Below are 20,779 nucleotides of genomic sequence, written 5' to 3'. Positions count from 1 at the left end.
CGCGCCGCGCGCCGCCCGGCCGCGCGGCGTTTCGCACGACTCGCGCGGCGCGTCCGGCGCCCGCGCGCCTCACGCATGACAATTCCGGAGGCAGCTTGACCCAAGCCCACGTTCAATCCGGCACCGCACGCGCGCTGCCGCCATCACGCGGCGCCGATGCGCCGCGCCGCACCGTCGCGCTCGACGACGTACCGCTCAACCGTTTCCACGTGAAGATCGCCGGCCTGACGTTCGGCGCGCATTTTACCGAGGGCTACACACTCGGCACGATCGGCTACGCACTCGCCGCGCTCGGCAGGCAGATGCCGATCGACGCGTTCTGGATGGGAATGATCGGCTGTTCGGCGCTGATCGGCATCTTCTTCGGCAGCCTCGTGTTCGGCTGGCTGTCCGACCGCATGGGCCGGCAGAAGATCTTCCTGACGAGCTTCGTGATCATCACGGCGGCCGCGTTCGCGCAGTGCTTCGTCAGCTCGCCGCTCGAACTGTGCGCGTTGCGCGTGCTGATCGGCTTCGGGATGGGCGGCGACTTCACGGTCGGCCACGCGATCCTCGCCGAATTCTCGCCGCGCAAGCATCGGGGTGCGCTGCTCGGTTCGTTCAGCGTGATCTGGACGATCGGTTATGTGGCCGCGAACGTGCTTGGCCTCGCCTACAGCGACGTCACGCCGGACGCATGGCGCTGGCTGCTCGCGTCGGCCGCCTTGCCCGCGCTGATCGTGCTGGTGCTGCGCATCGGCACACCCGAATCGCCGCGCTGGCTGCTCGGCAAGGGCCGCGAGCGGGAAGCGCGTGCGATCGTCGCGAAGCACTTCGGGCCGCACGTGATGCTCGACGGCTCGGCCGAACCGCATGCGAATACGGGTTTTGCGCGACTGTTCCAGCGCGACCTGATCCGCCGGACCGTCTTCAACTGCGCGTTCTTCGTGTGCCTCGTGATTCCGTACTTCGCGATCTACACGTTCCTGCCGACGATCCTGACGACGATCGGCCTCGCCGAGGGCTTCGGCGCGGACCTGCTGCTGAACGGCTTCCTCGTGCTGGGCGCGCTGATCGGCATCTGGCTGACGATCCGGCTATCGCGGCGCGGCTTCCTGATCGGCTCGTTCGCGGTGACGTGCGCGTCGCTCGCCGCGCTCGCGATGCTGCCGTCGTCGGCGGCGCTGGCGATGATGGTCGCGTTCGCGGTGTTCACGCTGACGATGTCGGCGTTCAGCAACCTCGTCGGCGTGTTCCCGCCCGAGTGCTTCCCGACCGAAGTGCGCGCAAGCGGCGTCGGCCTCGCGATCGCGTGCAGCCGGCTCGGCTCGGCGATCGGCACGTTCCTGCTGCCGGTCGGCATCGCGACGCTCGGGTTTCACGCGACGATGTTCGCGCTGGCGGGCGTGCTGCTCGTCGGGATGATCGTGTCGATCGCTTGGGCACCCGAGACGAAGCATCTGACGCTGGAGGAGGCGTCGGGGCACTGACGGCGGAAAACGCACGGCCGCGACTCGGCCCGACGGTCCGTCCGCCGGGCTGCGCACGATCGCGTGTCGCCCCGCGTCGACGCGACGTCTTCAACGTGGCGCGCATCGATCCCGCGAAGTGCCAGTTGCCGATCTTCACGGATGCCCAGGCAGAAGCCCTGGCGCGCCGACAAACGCTGGCGCACTTCGGGCTGCCCCCGGATTCGTAACCGCCGCGACGAAACGAAACCGCGCGGCGCGAACGGGTAACGATCGCGCCGCCGCCCCGTTCCCGGTAACGATCGTTCACAGATACCGAAACCCCTGCACGGCAAGGCGGGGACGGACCGAGCCGACCGGCCTCCACGAACGGATCAGCCGCGCCTCGGTACCGACATCGTCACGCCTACCCCCGCTTCCCCGCCTGCTGTCGCAACCACGCGGCAAACGCAACCACATGCTCGAGCGCGACGCTCTCCGGCTCGACATCGAGCCAGTATCCGAACGGCCCGATCGGTTGCACCGGCGACAACTGAACGAGGCTGCCCTCGCCGATCTCCTCCTCGATCATGTTCAGGTCGACCACCGCGAGCCCCGCGCCCTTGCGCGCCGCGCGAATCGCCTGTTCGAGCGTGGAAAACTCGATACCGTCGCCGATCCGCGTGACCGGCATGCCCGCCTGCTCGCACCAGTCGGCCCATAGCGCGAGACGCTTGCCCTCGTGCAGCACATGCAGCGACGGCAGCCGGCCGAGCAGCACGTCGAGCGCGTCGCCGCGATAACGCGGGGCGCCGACGAGCGCATGCCGCTCCATCATCAGCAGTTCGGATTGCATTCCGGCGCGCGCCGTGCGCCCGAAGCGGATGTGGCAATGGCAATCGTCGGCCGGCTCGGTGCGGATCGACAGCTCGACGTCAGGCAATGCTTCCGCGAGCGCGCCGAGGCGCGGCGAAAACCACTGCGTTGCAAACGTCGGCGGCAGCGACACCGTCAGGCGCCGCTTCGCGCCCGGCCGCGCGGCGGCGACTTCACCGACGCCCCGCTCGATCGTGTCGAACGCCTGCCCGACGAACGGCAGCAACCGCCGGCCCGCGTCGGTCAGGCGCACGCCCTTGTGATCGCGCTCGAACAGCCGCGCGCCGAGCGCTTCCTCGAGCAGCCGGATCTGCCGGCTCACCGCGCCTTGCGTCACGCACAGCGAAACCGCCGCGCGATTGAAGCTCAGGTGACGCGCGGTCTCCTCGAAAAATCGCAGCGCGATCAACGATGGCAGGCGTCGCATGATGTGTGTCCCCTTCGTTCGTATCGTTTGTATCGTTTGTATCGTTCGCCGTATCGGCGGCCGTCATGCCGTGCAAACCCGGAGGTCCGGCATCCTTCATCGCTTCAGTCGTCGCCCCCGCGCGCTCGGTCTCCCGCCTACAATAAGCATCCCGCACCAAACACGACACCGCCCCGTGAGACGCAAGATGCCGGCGCTGAATGCGCTGAAAGCCTTCGAGATGGCCGGCCGCACCGGCAGCTTCACGCGTGCGGCCGAACTGCTCAACGTGACGCAGAGCGCGGTGAGCCGCCAGGTCCGCCAGCTCGAAGGCCAGCTCGGCGAAACGCTGCTCGAGCGCCGCCATCACCAGCTCGAACTGACGGCGGCCGGCCGTGTACTGCTGCGCGCGCTGCAGCAATCGTTCGACAAGATCGAGCTCACCGTGCGCAGCCTGCAGGAAAAGACCCACCTGAACCGCCTGCGCGCGAACGTGCCGCCGACCTTCGCCGCGCGCTGGCTGATGCCGCGCCTCGGCCGGCTTCGCGACGCGCATCCCGAATTCGAACTGAGCCTGACGACCCGCATCCACGACAGCCTCGGCGAATCGCGCGTGCTCGACTGCGCGATCCGGTTCGGCGACGGCGAGTGGGACGGCTTCGACAACGCGCTGCTGATGCAGGAGCAGCATATCGCCGTCTGCGCGCCCGCGCTGTACGCGCGGCTGCGACAGGACGGCGCGCCGATCGACCTGAACCGCTTCACGCTGCTGCACGTGCTCGCGACCGACGACCAGCGCTACCTGACGTGGCAGCACTGGCTGAAGGCCGCCGGCATCGCCGACGTCGACACGCGCGGCGGCTACGAATTCGACCTGCTCGACCATGCGATCCGCGCGGCGATCGACGGTCTCGGGATCACGATCGCCGACCGCCACATGGTCGCGCGCGAGCTCGCCGCCGGGCAACTGATGCAGGTGCTCAACGTGCATGTCGACGGCCACCAGTCGTACTGGTTCGTCACGCGGCCCGAGCAGACGAACCTGCCCCACATCGTCCAGTTCCGCGACTGGCTCCAGCAGGAAGTCTGGCTCGCGAAACGCCACCTCGAACCGTCGTCGCCGCTGCCGCAGGTGCCGCTGGGCTGACCTGCGCACCGCCTCCGCGCCAGCGTCGGCCGTCGGCCGTCGGCCGCGGGCGACACCATACCGCCTCCCGCGCGGGTCCGCACTCGGACCCGTCGGAAAATGCAACAGGGCCGCCTCCCGCGCCCGTCCCACCGCCGCCGCGACAGCCTTGCCGGACGGGCGAATCCGGTCGATTCACCGAGTAACGTGCGTTTTTCTCATGCTCGACGCGAAAATAAGTCGTTTGTCGTGCGCTAAACGCATGAACAGAATGGCTTCTATCCCGCGCCGCGCGTGTCGCCACCCGAAGCGACCCGCCTGCATTCATCGGAGGAGTCACTTCATGCGCACCGAACGCAACTACGTGAACGGCCGTTTCGTCGCCCCGCAAAGCGACGCGTTTTTCGTCGTCCACAATCCCGCCACCGAGGCGCCGTTCGCGCGCGTGCCGGCCGCCACGCCGGCCGACGTGCTCGTCGCGGTGGATGCCGCGGCCGCCGCGCAGAAGGCGTGGCGCAAGCTGCCGAGCACCGAGCGCGCGGCCTGCCTGCACCGCTTCGCCGACGCGCTGACCGCGCGCGCGCCCGACATCGGCGCGGCGCTTGCGCAGGAATCCGGCAAGAGCGTCGAGGACGCGTCGAACGAAGCCGTCTACGCGGGCCAGATCACGCGCTACCACGCCGAGTGGGCGCGCCGGATCGAAGGCGAGATCATCCCGAGCGACACGCCCGACGAGAACCTGTTCCTGCAGCGCGAGCCGATCGGCGTCGTCGCCTGCCTGATCCCGTTCAACTATCCGGTCTACACGCTGCTGCGCAAGGTCGCGCCCGCGCTGATCGCCGGCAACACCGTGGTGGTGCGACCGAGCAACCACACGCCGGTGTCCGCGTTCGAGATCGCGAAGGCCGCCGACGACGCGGGCTTCCCGCCGGGCGTCGTCAACGTCCTGACGATGGACCACGCGACGGCCGAAGCGCTGTGCACGCACCCGGCGGTCGGCATGATCACGCTGACCGGCAGCGTGAACGCGGGCCGCAAGGTACTCGACTACTGCAAGGCGAACATCGCGAAGCCGTCGCTGGAACTCGGCGGCAAGACGCCCGCGATCATCGCGCCCGACGCCGACCTCGAACGCGCGGCCACCGCGCTCGTCGCGTCGAAGACGACCCACTGCGGCCAGCTCTGCACGGCAATCGAGCGCGTGTATGTGCACGACAGCGTGCATGACCGCTTCGTCGCACTGCTGAAGGACAAGATGAGCGCGGTACGCAGCGGCGACCGCGCGGAAGATGCCACGCGGATGGGCCCGCTCGTCAGCGCCTCGGCGCGCACGCACATCCACGGGATGGTCGAACGCGCGATCGCGGCGGGCGCGACACGCGAAACCGGCGGTGCGATCCCCGAAGGCCGCGGCTTCTTCTACCCGGCGACGCTGCTGACGAACTGCCGGCAGGACATGGAGATCGTGCAGGAGGAAACCTTCGGCCCGATCATGCCCGTGCTGCGCTACCGGACGATCGACGAGGCCATCGGCTTCGCGAACGACCACCAGTTCGGGCTGTCGTCGGTGCTCTACACCGAGAGCTACCGCACCGCGATGACCGTCGCGAACGCGATCGAGGCGGGCGAGCTGTACGTGAACCGCACGCCGGCCGATCCGTACCAGGGCTTCCACGCCGGCTGGAAACGCTCGGGCCTCGGCGGCGACGACGGCAAGCACGGGATGCTCGAATTCACGCAGACGCGCCTCGTCGTCATGAAGTACTGACGCGACGACGACGTCGCACCGTTTCCGGTGCGCGGCGCCCCCGATCCGAATCAATACAAGACCAATCTGCAGACCGCCTGGAACAGGAAGTCTGATGGAGGAAGACATCATGCCGACCCAACCGTCGACGCCCGCCGCGTCGCTCGCGTTGCACGACGACGCACACGCGCCGCAGCACGCCCGTGCGCAACGCTACCTGCAACTGCTGCTGCTCGTGATCGCCGCGGGCGCGATCTACCCGATGCTGTATCTGCGGCAGGTGTACCAGCCGACGATGCTGCAGTTCTTCCGGATCGACGACGTGCAGCTGGGCTACCTGTACTCGTCGCTCGGCACGATCTTCCTCGTCAGCTACCTGCCGAGCGGTTGGCTCGCCGACCGCCTGTCGCCGCGCTGGCTGATCTGCTTCTCGCTGCTCGCGACGGGCGCGCTCGGGCTCGTCTACGCGACCGGCCCGTCGTTCGACACGCTCGTGCTGATCTTCGGCGGCTGGGGGCTGACCACCGGCCTCACGTTCTGGGCGGCCGTGATCAAGCGCGTGAACATGATCGCGGGCCCCGACGAACAGGGCCGCTTCTTCGGGCTGCTCGACGGCGGCCGCGGGCTCGTCGAGGCACTGCTCGCGACGATCGCGATCACGCTGTTCGCGTACGTCACGCAGGCACGCGGCGGCACCGACGCGTCCGGCTTCAAGCTCGTCGTGCACCTGTACGCGTTCTTCTGCATCGCGCTCGGCATCCTGCTTGTGCTGGCGAAGGATCCGGCACGCACGGACAACCGTGCGGCGGCGACGAAACGCGCGAAGGGAAACGTACTGAGCGACCTCGGGACGCTCGCGGCGATTCCCGAGCTGTGGCTCGTCGCGGCGATCGTGTTCTGCGGCTACCAGGTGTTCTGGGCAACCTACAGCTTCTCGGCATACCTGCACGAAGGCAACTTCGGGCTCAGCGCGACGGCGGCCGGCTTCATCACGACGCTCAAGCTGTGGATGCGCCCCGTCGGCGGCATCGGCGGCGGCTTCCTCGGCGACCGTGTGTCGAAAGTGTCCGTGCTGTTCTGGGCGCTGGTGCTGGCCGCGCTGTCGCTCGTCGGGCTGATCGCCGCGCCCGCGCACAGCCCGCAGGCGATGCTCGTCGTGCTCGTGCTGTTCATCGGCATCCTCACTTACGCGATCCGCGGCCTGTACTGGTCGCTGCTCGACGACTGCAAGGTGCCGACGCATTGCGCGGGCCTGGCGATCGGCCTGATCTCGGTGCTCGGCTACTCGCCCGACGTGTTCGTGCCGCTGATCAACGGCTACGTGACGCAGACCTGGCCCGGCGCGCACGGCTACCAGCTCTATTTCGGTTATATCGCGGCGATCGCGCTCTGCGGCGCGGGCGCCCCCGCGTTCCTCAAAATCCGCCTCAACCGCATCCAGGAGTCCGCATGAAGATCGTTTCGCTCGACACCCATATCGTCGCCGTGCCGCCGCCGCACGTCGGCGGGATGTACTGGATCTTCGTGAAGCTGAAGACCGACGACGGCATCGAAGGCGTCGGCGAGATCTATTCGGCGACGTTCCACCCGAAGGCGATGGGCCCGATCATCGACGACGTGTTCGACCGCTACCTGCTGAACCACGATCCGCACCACGTCGAGCGGCTGTTCCGCCAGACGTATTCGAGCGGCTTCACGCAACGCCCCGACCTGACGATGATGGGCGTCGTCAGCGGCCTCGAGATGGCGTGCTGGGACATCGTCGGCAAGGCGGCCGGCAAGCCCGTCTACGAACTGCTCGGCGGGAAGATCCACGAGCGGCTGCGCTCGTACACGTACCTGTATCCGAAGAACGCGAAGGGCGAATACGACTACGACGATCCCGATCTCGCGGCCGAATGCGCGGCCGAGAACGTCAAGCTCGGCTTCACCGCCGTCAAGTTCGATCCGGCCGGCCCGTACACGGCCTACTCGGGTCACCAGCTGTCGCTCGAAGTGCTCGACCGCTGCGAACTGTTCTGCCGGCGCGTGCGCGAAGCCGTCGGCAGCAAGGCCGATCTGCTGTTCGGCACGCACGGGCAGATGGTGCCGTCGTCGGCGATCCGGCTCGCGAAGCGGCTCGAGAAGTACGACCCGCTGTGGTTCGAGGAGCCCGTGCCGCCGGGGCAGGAAGAAGCGATCGCCGACGTCGCGCGGCATACGTCGATTCCGGTCGCGGCCGGCGAGCGGCTGACGACCAAGTACGAATTCCACAAGCTGCTGCAGGCCGGCGGCGCATCGATCCTGCAACCGAACGTCGCGCGCGTGGGCGGCCTGCTCGAGGCGAAGAAGATCGCGGCGCTCGCGGAAGTGCACTACGCCCAGATCGCGCCGCACCTGTACAACGGGCCGGTGGGGGCCGCCGCGAGCATCCAGCTCGCGACCTGCACGCCGAACTTCCTGATCCAGGAAAGCATCATGACGTGGGGCGGGTTCCATTCGGAGGTCGTGAAGACGCCGATCCGCTGGGAAGACGGCTACATCATCCCGTCGGACGAGCCGGGCCTCGGCATCGAGCTCGACATGGATGTCGTGCGCCATCACGCGCCGTACACGGGCGAGCGGCTGCACCTGCAGATGGGCGAAAAACCCGCCGACGTGAAGGATCTCGCGCCCGCGCAGGGCTGAGCGCACAGGACACGACATGAGCTACGACTACATCATCGTCGGCGCGGGCTCGGCCGGCTGCATCCTGGCGAACCGCCTCAGCGAATCGGGCCGCCACTCGGTGCTGCTGCTCGAGGCGGGCGAACGCGACGCCTCGTTCTGGTTCAAGGTGCCGGTCGGCTTCACGAAGACTTACTACAACCGCCGCTACAACTGGATGTACTACAGCGAACCCGAGCCGCAGCTCGCCGACCGCAAGCTGTACTGCCCGCGCGGCAAGGTGGTCGGCGGGTCGGGGTCGATCAATGCGATGGTCTACGTGCGCGGCCAACGCAGCGACTATGACGACTGGGCGAATGCCGGCAATCCCGGCTGGGCGTACGACGACGTGCTGCCGTACTTCCGCAAGCTCGAAACCCACGCGGCCGGCGCCACCGATCCGCGGCATCACGGCTCGACGGGGCCGATCCACATCACGTCGATGAAGGCCGACGTGCATCCGATCGTCCACGAGTTCCTGAAGGGCTGCGCTCAACTGAACCTGCCGCGCACCGACGATTTCAACGGCGCGCAGTTCGAAGGCGCCGGCATCTACGACCTGAACACGAAGAACGGCGAGCGCTGTTCGAGCAGCTTCGCGTACCTGCGGCCCGCACTGGGGCGCGCGAACCTCACGCTGCGCTCGGGCGTGATGGTGCGGCGCGTGACGTTCGACGGCACGCGCGCGACCGGCGTGGTCGTGGCCGGTGCAGGCGGCGACGAAACGCTCGTCGCGGCGCGCGAGGTGATCCTCGCGGCCGGTGCGGTCGATACGCCGAAGCTGCTGCAATTGTCGGGCGTCGGCGATCCGGCGCTGCTGGCGCGCCGGCGCGTGCCGCTCGTGCATGCGCTGCCGGCCGTCGGCCGCAACCTGCAGGACCATCTGTGCGTGAGCTTCTACTTCAAGGCGAACCGGCCGACGCTGAACGACGAGATGGGCACGCTGCTCGGCAAGATGAAGATCGGCTTGCGCTACCTGCTGACGAAGCGCGGCCCGCTCGCGATGAGCGTGAACCAGGCCGGCGGCTTCTTCCGCGGCTCGGCTGACGTGCGGGAGCCGAACCTGCAGCTGTACTTCAACCCGCTGTCGTACCGGATTCCGAAGAGCGACCGTGCGAGCATCAAGCCCGAGCCGTATTCGGGCTTCCTGATCGCGTTCAACCCGTGCCGGCCGACCAGCCGCGGTACGATCGAGATCGCGTCGAACCGCGCGGAAGATGCCGCGAAGATCCACATCAACGCGCTGACCACGCAGAAGGATCTCGACGAAGCCGTGCAGGGCAGCAAGGTGATCCGGGCGCTGATGCGCGCGCCGGCACTGAAGTCGATGACCGTCGAGGAAATCTCGCCGGGGCCGCAGGTCGACACCGACGAAGCGATGCTGCAGTATTTCCGCGAGCAATCGGGATCGATCTACCACCTGTGCGGCTCGTGCGCGATGGGGCCCGACGCGACGACGTCCGTCGTCGATGCGTCGCTGCGCGTGCACGGGCTGCAGGCGCTGCGGATCGTCGATGCGTCGGTCTTCCCGAACATCACGTCCGGCAACATCAATGCACCGACGATGATGGTCGCGGAGAAGGGCGCGGACCTGATTCTGGCGGAGGCTGCGCTGGCGGAGCGGGCCGGCATGCCGTCGACGCAACGGGAGACGGTCGCACAGTGAGTGACGCCACGCCGGCAGGGCCGGCGGCGGCCGCCGGCCCTCAGCCGTTCCCCGCGTCCACGACCTGCCGGCAAACCTTCACGATCAGGTCCCGCAGCCCGGCATGCACCGTGTCCCGGTCGAAGCGGGGATGCCACATGATCGAGATCGCCAGCCCCGGCGTCGCGACCGGCAACTCGAACGTCACGACGTCTCGCCGGGCCTGAGCGGTGTGCTTCTCCGGCACCTGCACGATCCAGTCCGAACGCCGGGCCAGCTCGATGCCCGATTTGAAGTTCGGCACCACAGCGATCACGTTCCGCTCGCGCCCCTGCTCGCCGAGCGCATCGTCGATCGGCCCGTGAAACCGCCCTTTGCGCGACACGCTGATGTGCGGCACGGACAGGTACGCGTCCAGCGTCATCCGGCGCCGCGCCAGCCGATGGCCTTTGCGCAGCACGCCGACCATGCGGTCGTCGAACAGCTTGCGGACCATGATTTCCGGCCCCGTCTCGCCGATCACGCCGATTTCGATATCGACTTCGCCGCTGCGCAGCCGCGCCACCGTCTTCTCGTGCTTGGGCAGGAACCGCAGCTTCGCATGCGACCATGCCGCGTACGCCTGCTCGATGATGGGCACCGCAAACGAATCGATGAATCCGTCGTTGGCGCTGATGTTGAACACGCGTTGCGCGTCGATCGACCGGTGCTGCGCACCGAGCAGCTGTTCCACATCCTGCAGGATGCGGTCGAGCGGCGCCTTCAGCCGGCGCGCCGTTTCGGTCGCCACCATGCCCTTGCCCGCGCGTACCAGCACCTTGTCGCCGATCGCGTCCTGAACGCGGGCAAGGGTCCGGCTCATCGCGGACGGACTCAAATCGAGGCTGCGCGCCGCGCGCGACACGCTTTCCTCGTCGATCAGCGCCTTCAGCGCCAGCAACAGGTTCAGGTCGATCCGGTTCAACGCCGCGCTCCTCGCAGATTTGCGTTGAATGCATCATATATCTGACAAACCTGCACTGTACACACGCGATCCCCGCTCCTACCATTTGTGCAACCGAACGGAGGAATGCATGGAAACAATGCAAGTACACGACGAGCCATTGCGCGAATTGCTGATCCGGGACTGGCAGGAGCATACGAAGCAGCCGATAGCGGTCGCGACCCGCCTGCGGGAACGGCTGGCGCGCCCGATGGGCGCGCAGGACCTCGTCGAGCTGGCGGCGCTCGTGACGCATGTATTCGGCGAGCATCTCGGCGACTGGGAAGCGGGAATGGACGCGCTCGAACGACTCGTGGACGCGCACGACGATGCACCGGCCGATGCGCGCCGGCGGATCGATCGCCAGCATGCGGTGCTCGAGAAATCGCGGGACTTGCATGCGCCGCTCGACCGGTTCGACGCCGACGATCGCCTCTACGTCACGGCACTCGCGCTCCCCGCGATCACGCTTCAACAATCCGCGGCCGAGGCGGAAGCGGCATTCGCCGAAGCGATGCACTTGCTCGCGTCCAGCGACTGCCGCGAGCACCGCCGGCTGTTCGGCATGGTCACGGCCAATCTCGTCTGCGACCTGCTGGAGCGTTCGGCCCTGTCGGCCACCAGACGGCGCCTGCTGATCCTGCTCGCGGAGAAAAGCCACGCGATCTGGCTGCAGGACGGCGACGACACGGACCGGGAGAAGGCCGCGTTCCGGCTGACGCAGTGTTACCAGAAATGCAGGATGCCTGACAACTACGGCAGCGGGCGCTATCCGCGGTATCTGTCGATCGAACCGTAACGGCAGGCGATACGCGAACCGGAATGAAACACGGCACGGCACGGCGCGGCGCGTTGCACCGCGCCGATCGACGCGGACGGCCCGCATCCCGTCGCGGCCTGCCGCCCTTCCGGCTCGCGTCACACGTGCCCGGCATCCCCCCAAGCACCGCCCGATGCCGGCACGGCGTCGAACACCCGCACGATGTGATCGATCATCGCGCTCATCCGCGCGGTATGCCGCAAATCCTTGTGCGTCACCATCCAGACTTCGTAAGGGCGCGCCGACGTACGCGCCGGCCACACGCGCACCAGCCCGTCTCGCTCCGCGATCGGCACCGGGAGTTCGGCGAGCCCGAGCCCGGCACGCGCCGCCGCGCGCAGCATGAGATTCGAATTCAGCCCCGACACGATCCGTCCGGCCCGAACCGGCTCGCCGACCATCGTGAGCGGGCGGCGCGCATTCAGGTGCGGCAGGAAGCACACGAGATCGTGGCCGTCGAAGCCGGTGCCGGACACCGGTTCGCCATGCCGGTCCAGATAGTCCGCCGACGCGTATAACCCCGTCGGCCACGCAGCAAGCCGGCGCACGAGCAGATCGGGGTTGTCGGGCTTGATCGTGCGGATGGCGATGTCCGCCTCGCGCTTGGCGAGATTCTCCACCTGCGTCGACGTGTTGAGCAGCACACGCACGTCCGGATGCTCGTCGTGCAGGTTGCGCATCGCGCGCATCACGAATTCGAGCCCGATCGTATCGGTCGTCGTCACGCGCACGTCACCCGCAAGGCGCCGGTCGACGCCCTGGGTCTGCCGCATCAGGTCAATCACCGACTGCTCCATCTTCTCCACGTTGCGCAGCGCAACCTCGCCCACCGCGGTCGGCACGTAACCGGCCGACGTGCGCAGGAACAGCGTCGCGCCGAGCGCGCGCTCGAGTGCCGCGAGCCGCCTGCCGACCGTCGCCTGGTCGAGCCCGACCACCCGCGCGGCGCCGCGCAGGCTGCGTTCCCGGTGGATGGCGAGAAAAATCCGCGCGTCGTCCCAGTTCAAAGGCCTTCTCCTGAAGTGATGCAAATTTGCATCTGTGGTCTTGAAAATCGCTGCGCGAATTCATCAACCCCGAAGCCTATACTTTTTTCACCGATCACTCATCTACCCGTTGCGAGGCAAACATGTCCGGTACGCACGCGCCCCTTCCCGCCGACATGGCGGCAGTCGAAATCACCCGCCCCGGCGGCCCCGAGGTGCTGGCAACGACACGGCGCCCGGTGCCGCGGCCGAACGCCGACGAAGTGCTGATCCGGGTTCACGCCGCCGGCGTGAACGGCCCGGACGTGCTGCAACGCAAGGGGCACTACCACCCGCCGCCCGGCGCGTCCGACATCCCGGGCCTCGAGCTCGCGGGCGAAGTCGTCGCGACCGGCGAGGCCGTGCGCGAATTCGTCCCGGGCGATCGGGTCAGCGCGCTGGTGACGGGCGGCGGCTACGCGGAATACGCGGTCGCCCACCGCCTCACCACGATGAAGCTGCCGCCCGGCCTCGACATGATCGAAGCCGCGGCGATGCCGGAAACGTTCCTGACGGTGTGGCTGAACCTGATCCAGCGCGGACGGCTGCAGGCCGGCGAATCGGTGCTGGTCCACGGCGGCGCGTCGGGCATCGGCACCACCGCGACGATGATCGCGAAGGCAATGGGTGCATCGACCGTCATCACGACGGTCGGCTCGGAAGCTCATCGCGCCGCGAGCCTGCGGCTGGGCGCGGATCACGCGGTGCATTACCGGGAAGAGGATTTCGTCGCCGAAGTCGACAGGATCACCGCCGGCCGCGGCGTGGACGTGATCCTCGACATCATCGCGGGCGACTACGTCGCGCGCAATTACCGGGCCGCGGCGATGAACGGCCGGATCCTGCAGGTGAGCGCGCTCAACGGGCCGGCGAAGGAACTCGACGTGTGGCCGATGATGACCAAGCGCCTGACGCACATCGGCTCGACGCTGCGCTCGCGCACGCCCGAGGAGAAAGGCGCGCTCATCGCCGAGCTGGAACGGCACCTGTGGCCGCACGTCGCGGCCGGCACGGTCAGGCCGCAGGTGTTTCGGTCCTTCTCGCTCGACGACGCGCGCGATGCGCACACGCTGATCGATTCGGGCGTGCACATCGGCAAGATCGTGTTGACGACGGCCGCGCACCGTGCGGCCTGAGCAAGACGACGCGCCAGGTCAGTTCACGCTCGTGCGCTTCTCGACGAACCGCTTCACGTAATCGTCGGCCGGCCGCGACAGGATATCGTCGGGCGTGCCGACCTGCACGAGCGTGCCGTCGCGCAGGATCGCGATGCGGTCGCCGATGCGCAGCGCCTCGTCGAGATCGTGCGTGATGAACACGATCGTCTTCGACAGCGTCGTCTGCAGCTCGAGCAGCTGATCCTGCATCTCGGTGCGGATCAGCGGATCGAGCGCCGAAAATGCCTCGTCCATCAGCAGCACGTCGGTGTCGGCCGCCAGCGCGCGCGCCAGCCCGACGCGCTGCCGCATCCCGCCCGACAGCTCGTCCGGGTAATGATCGCCGTAGCCGTCGAGCCCGACCTTCGTCAGCCAGTTGCGCGCCGCGTCGGCCGCGTCGTGCCGCTTCCCGCCCCGCGTGCGCAGCGCATACGCGGCGTTGTCGAGCACGGTCTGGTGCGGCAGCAACCCGAAGTTCTGGAACACCATGCTGACCTTGTAGCGGCGCAGCTCGCGCAGCCCGTGCGCGTCGAGCTTGATCACGTCGCTGCCGTCGATCACGATCTCGCCGGCCGTCGGCTCGATCAGCCGGTTGAAGTGCCGCACGAGCGTCGATTTCCCGGAACCCGACAGCCCCATGATCACGAAGATCTCGCCCGACTCGATGCCGAGGCTCACGTCGTTGAGCCCGACGTTGCAGCCGGTTTCGGCCAGCACGTCGGCCTTGCGCCTGCCGGCCCGCAGCAGGTCGAGCACGCGCGCATGCGCGGCCTGCGGCCCGAACAGCTTGTGCACGTGTTTGACGTCGATGGTCGCCATGTCTGTCTCCGCTCCTATGCGCGCGACGATTGCGTCGCCTGATTCGAATCGACGCTCGGCGCCGACGCGTTGCGCGGCAGCCGGTACGGCACGCGCGATGCTCCCTTCTGCCGGCGCTGCTGCGCAAGCCGCCGCCGCGCGCGCCGCTCCTGACCGAAGCCCTGGCTGATCCGGTCGATCACGATCGCGAGAATCACGATCGCGAGACCGGCCTGCGTGCCCTTGCCGACGTCGAGCGTCTGGATGCCCGCGAGCACGTCCTCGCCGAGCCCGCGCGAGCCGATCATCGACGCGATCACGACCATCGACAGCGCCATCATCGTCGTCTGGTTGATGCCGGCCATGATGCTCGGCCGCGCGAGCGGCAATTGCACGTTGACGAGCAGCTGCCAGCGCGTGGTGCCGAACGCGCGTGCGGCCTCCGTCACGTCCGGATCGACCTGGCGGATGCCGAGATCGGTCAGGCGGATCAGCGGCGGCAGCGCGTAAATGATCGTCGCGAGGATCGCGGGTACCTTGCCGAGGCCGAACAGCATCAGCACCGGGATCAGGTAGACGAAGCTCGGCAATGTCTGCATCACGTCGAGCACCGGCAGCAGCATCCGCCGCAACCACGCGCTGCGCGACGCCAGAATGCCGACCGGCACGCCGATCGCGACCGACAGCACCGTCGCGACGAGCATCAGCGCGAGCGTCTGCATCAGCTTGTCCCACAGGCCGAAGCAGCCGATCGCGTAGAGCAGCAGCATGAAGAGCGCGCCGAGGCCGATGCGGCGCGTCGCATTCCACGCGATCGCGCCGACGACCAGCAGCACGAGCCACGGCGGCGCCATGCGCAACGCGCCTTCGAGCGGCACGAGCAGGTAGCGCAGCAGCAGCGTGCTGAAGTGATGAAAACTGTCGCCGTATTGCGCGACGAACGTCTCGAGCGCGCGGTTGACCCAATCGGCGATCGACAGGTGCAGGAAGAAGCCGTTCATGTTGATTCTCCGTCGCGCCGCGAAGGCGCGTGACGACGGCGGCGAGCGCGGGCCCACCGCCGCGCGCAGGTTACGCGCCCTTCAGGCTGCCGGCGATCTTCCGCGCGACGTCGGCCGGCACCCACTGCTTCCACATGTCCGGGCGGGTCTTCAGGAACTGCGTGGCCATCGCCGCGCCGTCGATCTTCTTCGTCGTCATCTCGAGGATCGTCTGGTTCAGGAAGTCCATCGGAAACCGCACCTTGCCGAACACGCCGACGAGATCGGGGTTCGCATCGGCGAACGGCTTCGACACGCCGACCGTCAGCCGCGACACCATGTACGACGACGCGCACTGGTGCGTGCTGCTCTCGTCGCGCAACGTCTTCCAGCATGCTTCGTTGAAGGCCGGCATCTTCAGCGCCGTGAACTTGTATTTCGCCATCAGCGCGGCCGGGCCCCAGTAATAGAACACGATCGGCGCGCCGCGCTGGTACGCGGACGCGATCGCCGCATCCAGCGCCGCGCCCGTGCCCGGATGGAAGTTCGTGTACGACTGGTCGAGCTTCAGCACGCGCAACAGGCGCGTGTTCACGCGCTCGCAGTCCCAGCCGGTCGGGCAGTTCAGGAAGCGGCCCTTGTCAGGCTCCTCCTCGTCGGCGAACACCTGCTTGTACTTCGGCAGATCGTCGACCGACGCGAGCCCCGGCGCGACCGGCTTGATGTTGCGCGCCGGATCGCCCTTCACCACGTAGTCGGGCACGAACCAGCCTTCGGTGGTGCCGCCGGGCAGCGTGTCGCCGATCAGCTTCACGGCGCCCGACGAGACGGCCTTCGCGGTGATCTCGCTGCGGCCCGTCCACTGCTCGGCCCAGATCTGCAGGTCGTTGCGTGCGAGCGCCGTTTCGGTGGCGGCCGTGCTGCCCGGCACGACGTCCGTCCTGCAGCCGTAGCCCTTCTCCATGATCTGCCGCAGCACCTCGGTCGCGAACGACCCGCTCTCCCATGTGATGCCCGCGAAATGGACCGTCTTGCCGTCGGCGCACGCGCCGCCGGCCGCATGGGCCGCGGGCGCGGACAGGATCGCCGCGGCGGCGAGAAGGACCGTTTTCAGTCGTCGAATCTGCATGGTGGGTCGTCTCCAAATCGAATCTGTTGTTTGTGCGTCGCGGCATGCGCGGCAACCGGCGCATCGTGAATGCATCCACGTCCGGTCAGCCTGCATGTTCGAGCGGCCATTTTGTTTAGGGAAACGAGTAATTCCGATCATTGCAATCGGCGGCGCCAATCGATCGCCGTCGCCCCCAGGAGGCCCGCCGGACGGGCCTTGCAGGCGATTGCAGGCAGCCGGTCACGGCCCGGCGCGGGCGCCTGTTCGAACGCCGCCCGGCCGGTGTCGAACGGCCGCGCCGTCCCCGCCGTTTCGACTGTCGAAACGGCCTGCGCCGCCCCCATTGGCGAACCCGATCCCGTCCATCGAAATTACTCGCTTTCGAATCCGTATCGGCTTGGGAAGAATGCGCGGTGTCATCGGAGGAGACACGACCCGACGCTGCCGTTGCCGCGCCGCCGCACGTTGCCGGCGCCGCGCGCGGCGCCGGATCGCCCCGGATGACGGGGGCGCGCCTCGCCGGACGCGCTCACGACAACCGATACACGCTGGATATCCCGGAGATCTCAATGAAAAAGACCCTGACGGCGCTCGCCGTGACGGCAACCTTCGCAGCGCCCGCGTTCGCGCAAAGCAGCGTCACGCTGTACGGCGTGATCGACGAAGGCCTGAACTACACGAACAACGTCGGCACCGGCCACGTCTACGAGATGGCCAGCGGCTACGCGCAAGGCAGCCGCTGGGGCCTGAAGGGCAGCGAGGATCTCGGCGGCGGCATGAAGGCGATCTTCCAGCTCGAAAACGGCTTCGACGTGAACACCGGCCGCCTCAACCAGGGCGGCCGCATGTTCGGCCGCCAGGCGTACGTCGGCCTGAGCCAGACGCAGTACGGCACGCTGACGTTCGGCCGCCAGTACGATTCCGTCGTCGACTATCTCGCGCCGACCACCGCCAACGGCAACTGGGGCGGCTACCTGCTCGCGCATCCATTCGACAACGACAACACCGACAACTCGTTCCGGCTCGACAACACCGTCAAGTACGCGAGCCCGAACTTCGGCGGCTTCCAGTTCGGCGGCGCGTACAGCTTCAGCAACAGCACGAACTTCTCGGACAACCGCGCCTACAGCTTCGGCGCGCAGTACCAGAACAACGGGCTGCTGATCGGCGCCGCCTACCTGCAGGCGAACCGCCCGGGCGACGGCTCGGCCGGTGCGATCACCGCGAACGACGCGAGCTACATCGCCGAGCGCATGCGCGTGTTCGGCGCGGGCATCAACTACTCGTTCGGGCCCGCGACCGTCGGCTTCGCGTATACGAACTCGAACTACAAGAACCCGACCGGCAACGGCTACCTCGGCACGCCGGGCGCGATCATCGCGCCGGGGGCGACGGTCAGCGCGATCAAGTACCAGAACTTCGAGGTGAACGGCTCGTACCAGATCACGCCGGCATTCATGGTCGGCGCGCAGTACGTCCTGTCGCTCGAGAAGTACGACGCATCGACCGGCGACGCGAAGCCGAAAATCCACTCGGTCGGGCTGATGGCCGACTACAACCTGTCGAAGCGCACCGACGTGTACGTGCAGGCCGCGTACCAGCACATCGCCGGCGACAAGACGAACTCGATCCTCGACAACGCTTTCATCCCCGGCACCGACGCACCGTCGTCGACGTCGAACCAGGTGGCCGTGCGCCTCGCGCTGCGCCACAAGTTCTGACGCAACCCGGTTCTCCCTCCTTCACGCGACACCCGCGCCGGTCGGCCCGAGGTGTCTTCGCCCGCCCGCAAGCGCCAGCCTGCCGGCGGGGTTTTTCATGGATCACGCCGTGCCGTGACGGGCGCCGGCAGCCCCATCCGCCGAAAGCCGCACGCACCCCGTCAACCATGACAGGTCAACGGCCCGCGATCAGCCGATACACTGTGTGATCCCGACGGCCGCGATCCGCCCTCCCCTTCAAAGCAGGCCGTCGTTCCGATTGCGCGGCTGCCCGCTTCCCCGCCCGCCCCGCGCAACTTCCGCACGCTTTCCAGGGAGCAACACTTGAAGCACTGGCGCCCCGCGCTGTTGGCCTTCTCCACGGGCCTCCTGGCCGCCGCATCCGCCCATGCCCATCCCGTCTGCACCGTCGTCGCCGACGCCGCCACCGGCCGGGTGCTCGTGCAGCAAGGCGACTGCGCGACCCGCGTCACGTCCGCATCGACGTTCAAGGTCGCGATCAGCCTGATGGGTTTCGACGCCGGCGTGCTGACGGACGAGCACACGCCCACGCTCGACTTCCACGCCGGCTACCCCGACTGGGGCGGTGCGCCGTGGCGCGAACCGACCGACCCGGCGCGCTGGATGAAGCTGTCGATCTTCTGGTATTCGGAGCAGGTCGCGCAGGCGCTCGGACAGGCACGCTTCCAGCAGTACACCAGCGCGTTCGGTTACGGCAACGCCGACGTCACCAGCAAGCAGGGTGAACTGAGCGGCGTGATGGGCGCGTGGGCCAATTCGTCGCTGCGGATCTCGCCGCTCGAACAGGTCGCGTTCATGCGCAAGATCGTGCGCCGCACGCTGCCCGTCAGCGCGCATGCGTACGACATGACCGAGCGCATCACGCTGATCGACGCGCAACCGGGCGGCTGGATCGTGCACGGCAAGACCGGCACCGGCTCGCCGGGTCTCAAATACGACGGCGCGCATGCGTACGGCTGGTTCGTCGGCTGGGCGACGAAGGGATCGCGCACGCTGGTGTTCGCGAACCTGATCCAGGACGACACGCGGCAGACGCCGAATGCCGGCCTGCGCTCGCGCGACACGTTCCTCGCGGCGCTGCCGGCACTCGCCGAAGCGGGCCGGTCGCCATGAGCACCGGATGGCGCAACGCACGCATCGACCTGCTGCGCGGCGTGTCGATCCTGCTCGTGCTGCTGCATCACTTCAACATCGCGTATCCGCTGCGCGACACCGCGCTCGCGCGCGTGCTCGGCTGGGACACGATCCACGCGATCGTGCGCAACGGCAACTACGGCGTGACGATGTTCTTCGCGATCTCGGGCTACCTGATCACGTCGAATGCGCGCCGCCGCTGGGGCAGCCTCGGCGCGCTCGACGTACGCGCGTTCTACGTGTCGCGTATCGCGCGGATCGTCCCTTGCCTGCTTCTGCTGCTCGCGCTCGTCAACGGCCTCGCGGCGGCCGGCGTGCCGATCTTCACGAACCATGCGCCGCAGGGCATCGCCGTGTCGTACTGGCTCGTGAACCTCGCGTCGCTCACGTTCTGGATGAACGTGCTGATCGGCGCATACGGCTGGGTCAATTACGCGCTCGGCGTGCTGTGGTCGCTGTCGGTCGAGGAGGTGTTCTACCTGTCGTTTCCGCTGCTGTGCATCGCATTGCGCCGCGACGGGCGGCTGTTCGCGTTCTGGCTGCTGATCGCCGCGATCGGCCCCGTGTATCGCTACACGCATCCGGGCGACGAAGGCGGCTTCCTCTATGCGTACTTTGCATGCTTCGACGGCATCGCGATCGGCTGCTGCACCGCGCTGCTGGCCGAACGCGCGCGCTGGCAGGTGCTCGCGGCCGCGCCCGTGCAATGGCTCGTCGCAGCGGGAATGACGGCGCTCTATCTCGCGTGGCCGATTGCCGAAAGCCATGTGCCCGGCATCTCCGCGATGGCGCTCGGCACCGCCGTGCTGCTGATCGGCGCGCATGCCGAACGCGAACGCGCGCACGGTCGCGTGCTCGCGCCGCTGCGCTGGAGCGGCCGGCTCAGCTACGAGCTGTATCTGTTCCACCTGATCGTGCTCGGCGCGTTGCGCACGGTGTGGCCGCCGTCGGGCACGCACGGAGACGGCAAGCTGGCGTTGCTCGTCGCGTATCTGGTGCTGTCGGCCGGGTTGAGTGCCGTCATCGCGCGCGGCTACGCGACGCCGCTCGACCGCCTGATCAAGCGGCTCGCGTTACGGCCGGCGGTGCAAGTGACGAACCGCGCACGCGTGTAGCGC

Annotated in this window: 17 protein-coding genes; 11 read left to right on the top strand and 6 right to left on the bottom strand. The window is 67.9% G+C overall.

What is annotated here, in order from left to right; genetic code table 11:
- Window positions 1–134 precede the first annotated feature (134 nt).
- Window positions 135–1,469, top strand: coding sequence for an MFS transporter (locus HWX00_RS07600; RefSeq protein WP_226193710.1), 1,335 nt, complete (start codon window positions 135–137; stop codon window positions 1,467–1,469).
- 385 nt (window positions 1,470–1,854) lie between these two features.
- Here HWX00_RS07600 and HWX00_RS07595 read toward each other — a convergent pair whose 3' ends face one another.
- Window positions 1,855–2,730 (bottom strand): LysR family transcriptional regulator, encoded by an 876-nt coding sequence (locus HWX00_RS07595; RefSeq protein ID WP_175027049.1) that lies wholly within the window; start codon window positions 2,728–2,730, stop codon window positions 1,855–1,857.
- 187 nt (window positions 2,731–2,917) lie between these two features.
- Between HWX00_RS07595 and HWX00_RS07590 the strand changes: the two genes are divergently transcribed.
- The 5 genes from HWX00_RS07590 to HWX00_RS07570 all read left to right on the top strand — a co-directional run bounded on the left by HWX00_RS07590 (window position 2,918) and on the right by HWX00_RS07570 (window position 9,933).
- Window positions 2,918–3,856: a LysR substrate-binding domain-containing protein gene (locus HWX00_RS07590; protein ID WP_049028939.1), complete on the top strand. Its 939-nt coding sequence runs from the start codon at window positions 2,918–2,920 to the stop codon at window positions 3,854–3,856.
- Between the two features lie 322 nt (window positions 3,857–4,178).
- Entirely contained in the window at window positions 4,179–5,603 is a 1,425-nt protein-coding gene (aldA, locus tag HWX00_RS07585; RefSeq protein WP_175027048.1) for an aldehyde dehydrogenase, read from the top strand.
- Between the two features lie 109 nt (window positions 5,604–5,712).
- Window positions 5,713–7,035, top strand: coding sequence for an MFS transporter (locus tag HWX00_RS07580; protein WP_226193680.1), 1,323 nt, complete (start codon window positions 5,713–5,715; stop codon window positions 7,033–7,035).
- Window positions 7,032–8,249 carry a mandelate racemase/muconate lactonizing enzyme family protein gene (locus tag HWX00_RS07575; protein WP_175027046.1) on the top strand — a complete coding sequence of 406 codons (1,218 nt, stop codon included), beginning with the start codon at window positions 7,032–7,034 and terminating at the stop codon, window positions 8,247–8,249. Before HWX00_RS07580 ends, HWX00_RS07575 begins: the two co-directional genes overlap by 4 nt.
- A gap of 16 nt (window positions 8,250–8,265) precedes the next feature.
- Window positions 8,266–9,933, top strand: a complete 1,668-nt coding sequence (locus HWX00_RS07570) for a GMC family oxidoreductase (RefSeq protein WP_175027045.1) — start codon at window positions 8,266–8,268, stop codon at window positions 9,931–9,933.
- A 40-nt stretch (window positions 9,934–9,973) separates the two neighbouring features.
- Here the strand turns inward: HWX00_RS07570 and HWX00_RS07565 are convergent, their stop codons facing one another.
- On the bottom strand, window positions 9,974–10,876 hold the full coding sequence (locus HWX00_RS07565; protein ID WP_034188529.1) for a LysR substrate-binding domain-containing protein: 903 nt from the start codon (window positions 10,874–10,876) through the stop codon (window positions 9,974–9,976).
- A gap of 109 nt (window positions 10,877–10,985) precedes the next feature.
- Between HWX00_RS07565 and HWX00_RS07560 the strand changes: the two genes are divergently transcribed.
- Window positions 10,986–11,693 (top strand): hypothetical protein, encoded by a 708-nt coding sequence (locus HWX00_RS07560; protein ID WP_063896734.1) that lies wholly within the window; start codon window positions 10,986–10,988, stop codon window positions 11,691–11,693.
- A gap of 119 nt (window positions 11,694–11,812) precedes the next feature.
- Here HWX00_RS07560 and HWX00_RS07555 read toward each other — a convergent pair whose 3' ends face one another.
- Window positions 11,813–12,721, bottom strand: coding sequence for a LysR family transcriptional regulator (locus HWX00_RS07555; RefSeq protein ID WP_051700989.1), 909 nt, complete (start codon window positions 12,719–12,721; stop codon window positions 11,813–11,815).
- Between the two features lie 122 nt (window positions 12,722–12,843).
- On the opposite strand from HWX00_RS07555, the gene HWX00_RS07550 reads away from it, so the two are divergent.
- Window positions 12,844–13,875 carry an NAD(P)H-quinone oxidoreductase gene (locus tag HWX00_RS07550; protein ID WP_049028945.1) on the top strand — a complete coding sequence of 344 codons (1,032 nt, stop codon included), beginning with the start codon at window positions 12,844–12,846 and terminating at the stop codon, window positions 13,873–13,875.
- Window positions 13,876–13,893: 18 nt separating this feature from the next.
- Here the strand turns inward: HWX00_RS07550 and HWX00_RS07545 are convergent, their stop codons facing one another.
- From HWX00_RS07545 to HWX00_RS07535, 3 genes are all read right to left on the bottom strand, one after another.
- A complete protein-coding gene (locus tag HWX00_RS07545) occupies window positions 13,894–14,715 on the bottom strand; it encodes a quaternary amine ABC transporter ATP-binding protein (RefSeq protein ID WP_175027044.1) in 822 nt (273 codons plus the stop codon).
- 14 nt (window positions 14,716–14,729) lie between these two features.
- On the bottom strand, window positions 14,730–15,695 hold the full coding sequence (locus tag HWX00_RS07540; protein WP_034188532.1) for an ABC transporter permease: 966 nt from the start codon (window positions 15,693–15,695) through the stop codon (window positions 14,730–14,732).
- 70 nt (window positions 15,696–15,765) lie between these two features.
- Window positions 15,766–16,803 carry an ABC transporter substrate-binding protein gene (locus HWX00_RS07535; RefSeq protein WP_049028946.1) on the bottom strand — a complete coding sequence of 346 codons (1,038 nt, stop codon included), beginning with the start codon at window positions 16,801–16,803 and terminating at the stop codon, window positions 15,766–15,768.
- A 551-nt stretch (window positions 16,804–17,354) separates the two neighbouring features.
- On the opposite strand from HWX00_RS07535, the gene HWX00_RS07530 reads away from it, so the two are divergent.
- From HWX00_RS07530 to HWX00_RS07520, 3 genes are all read left to right on the top strand, one after another.
- Window positions 17,355–18,506, top strand: a complete 1,152-nt coding sequence (locus HWX00_RS07530) for a porin (RefSeq protein WP_034188535.1) — start codon at window positions 17,355–17,357, stop codon at window positions 18,504–18,506.
- 324 nt (window positions 18,507–18,830) lie between these two features.
- Window positions 18,831–19,640 carry an OXA-1043 family class D beta-lactamase gene (gene blaOXA, locus HWX00_RS07525; RefSeq protein WP_175027043.1) on the top strand — a complete coding sequence of 270 codons (810 nt, stop codon included), beginning with the start codon at window positions 18,831–18,833 and terminating at the stop codon, window positions 19,638–19,640.
- Window positions 19,637–20,776 carry an acyltransferase family protein gene (locus tag HWX00_RS07520; RefSeq protein WP_069704399.1) on the top strand — a complete coding sequence of 380 codons (1,140 nt, stop codon included), beginning with the start codon at window positions 19,637–19,639 and terminating at the stop codon, window positions 20,774–20,776. Before blaOXA ends, HWX00_RS07520 begins: the two co-directional genes overlap by 4 nt.
- Window positions 20,777–20,779 lie beyond the last annotated feature (3 nt).

The sequence above is a fragment of the Burkholderia seminalis DSM 23518 genome (genome assembly GCF_902832885.1).
Lineage (GTDB): Bacteria > Pseudomonadota > Gammaproteobacteria > Burkholderiales > Burkholderiaceae > Burkholderia > Burkholderia seminalis.
This window is presented reverse-complemented; position numbering and strand designations above follow the sequence as displayed.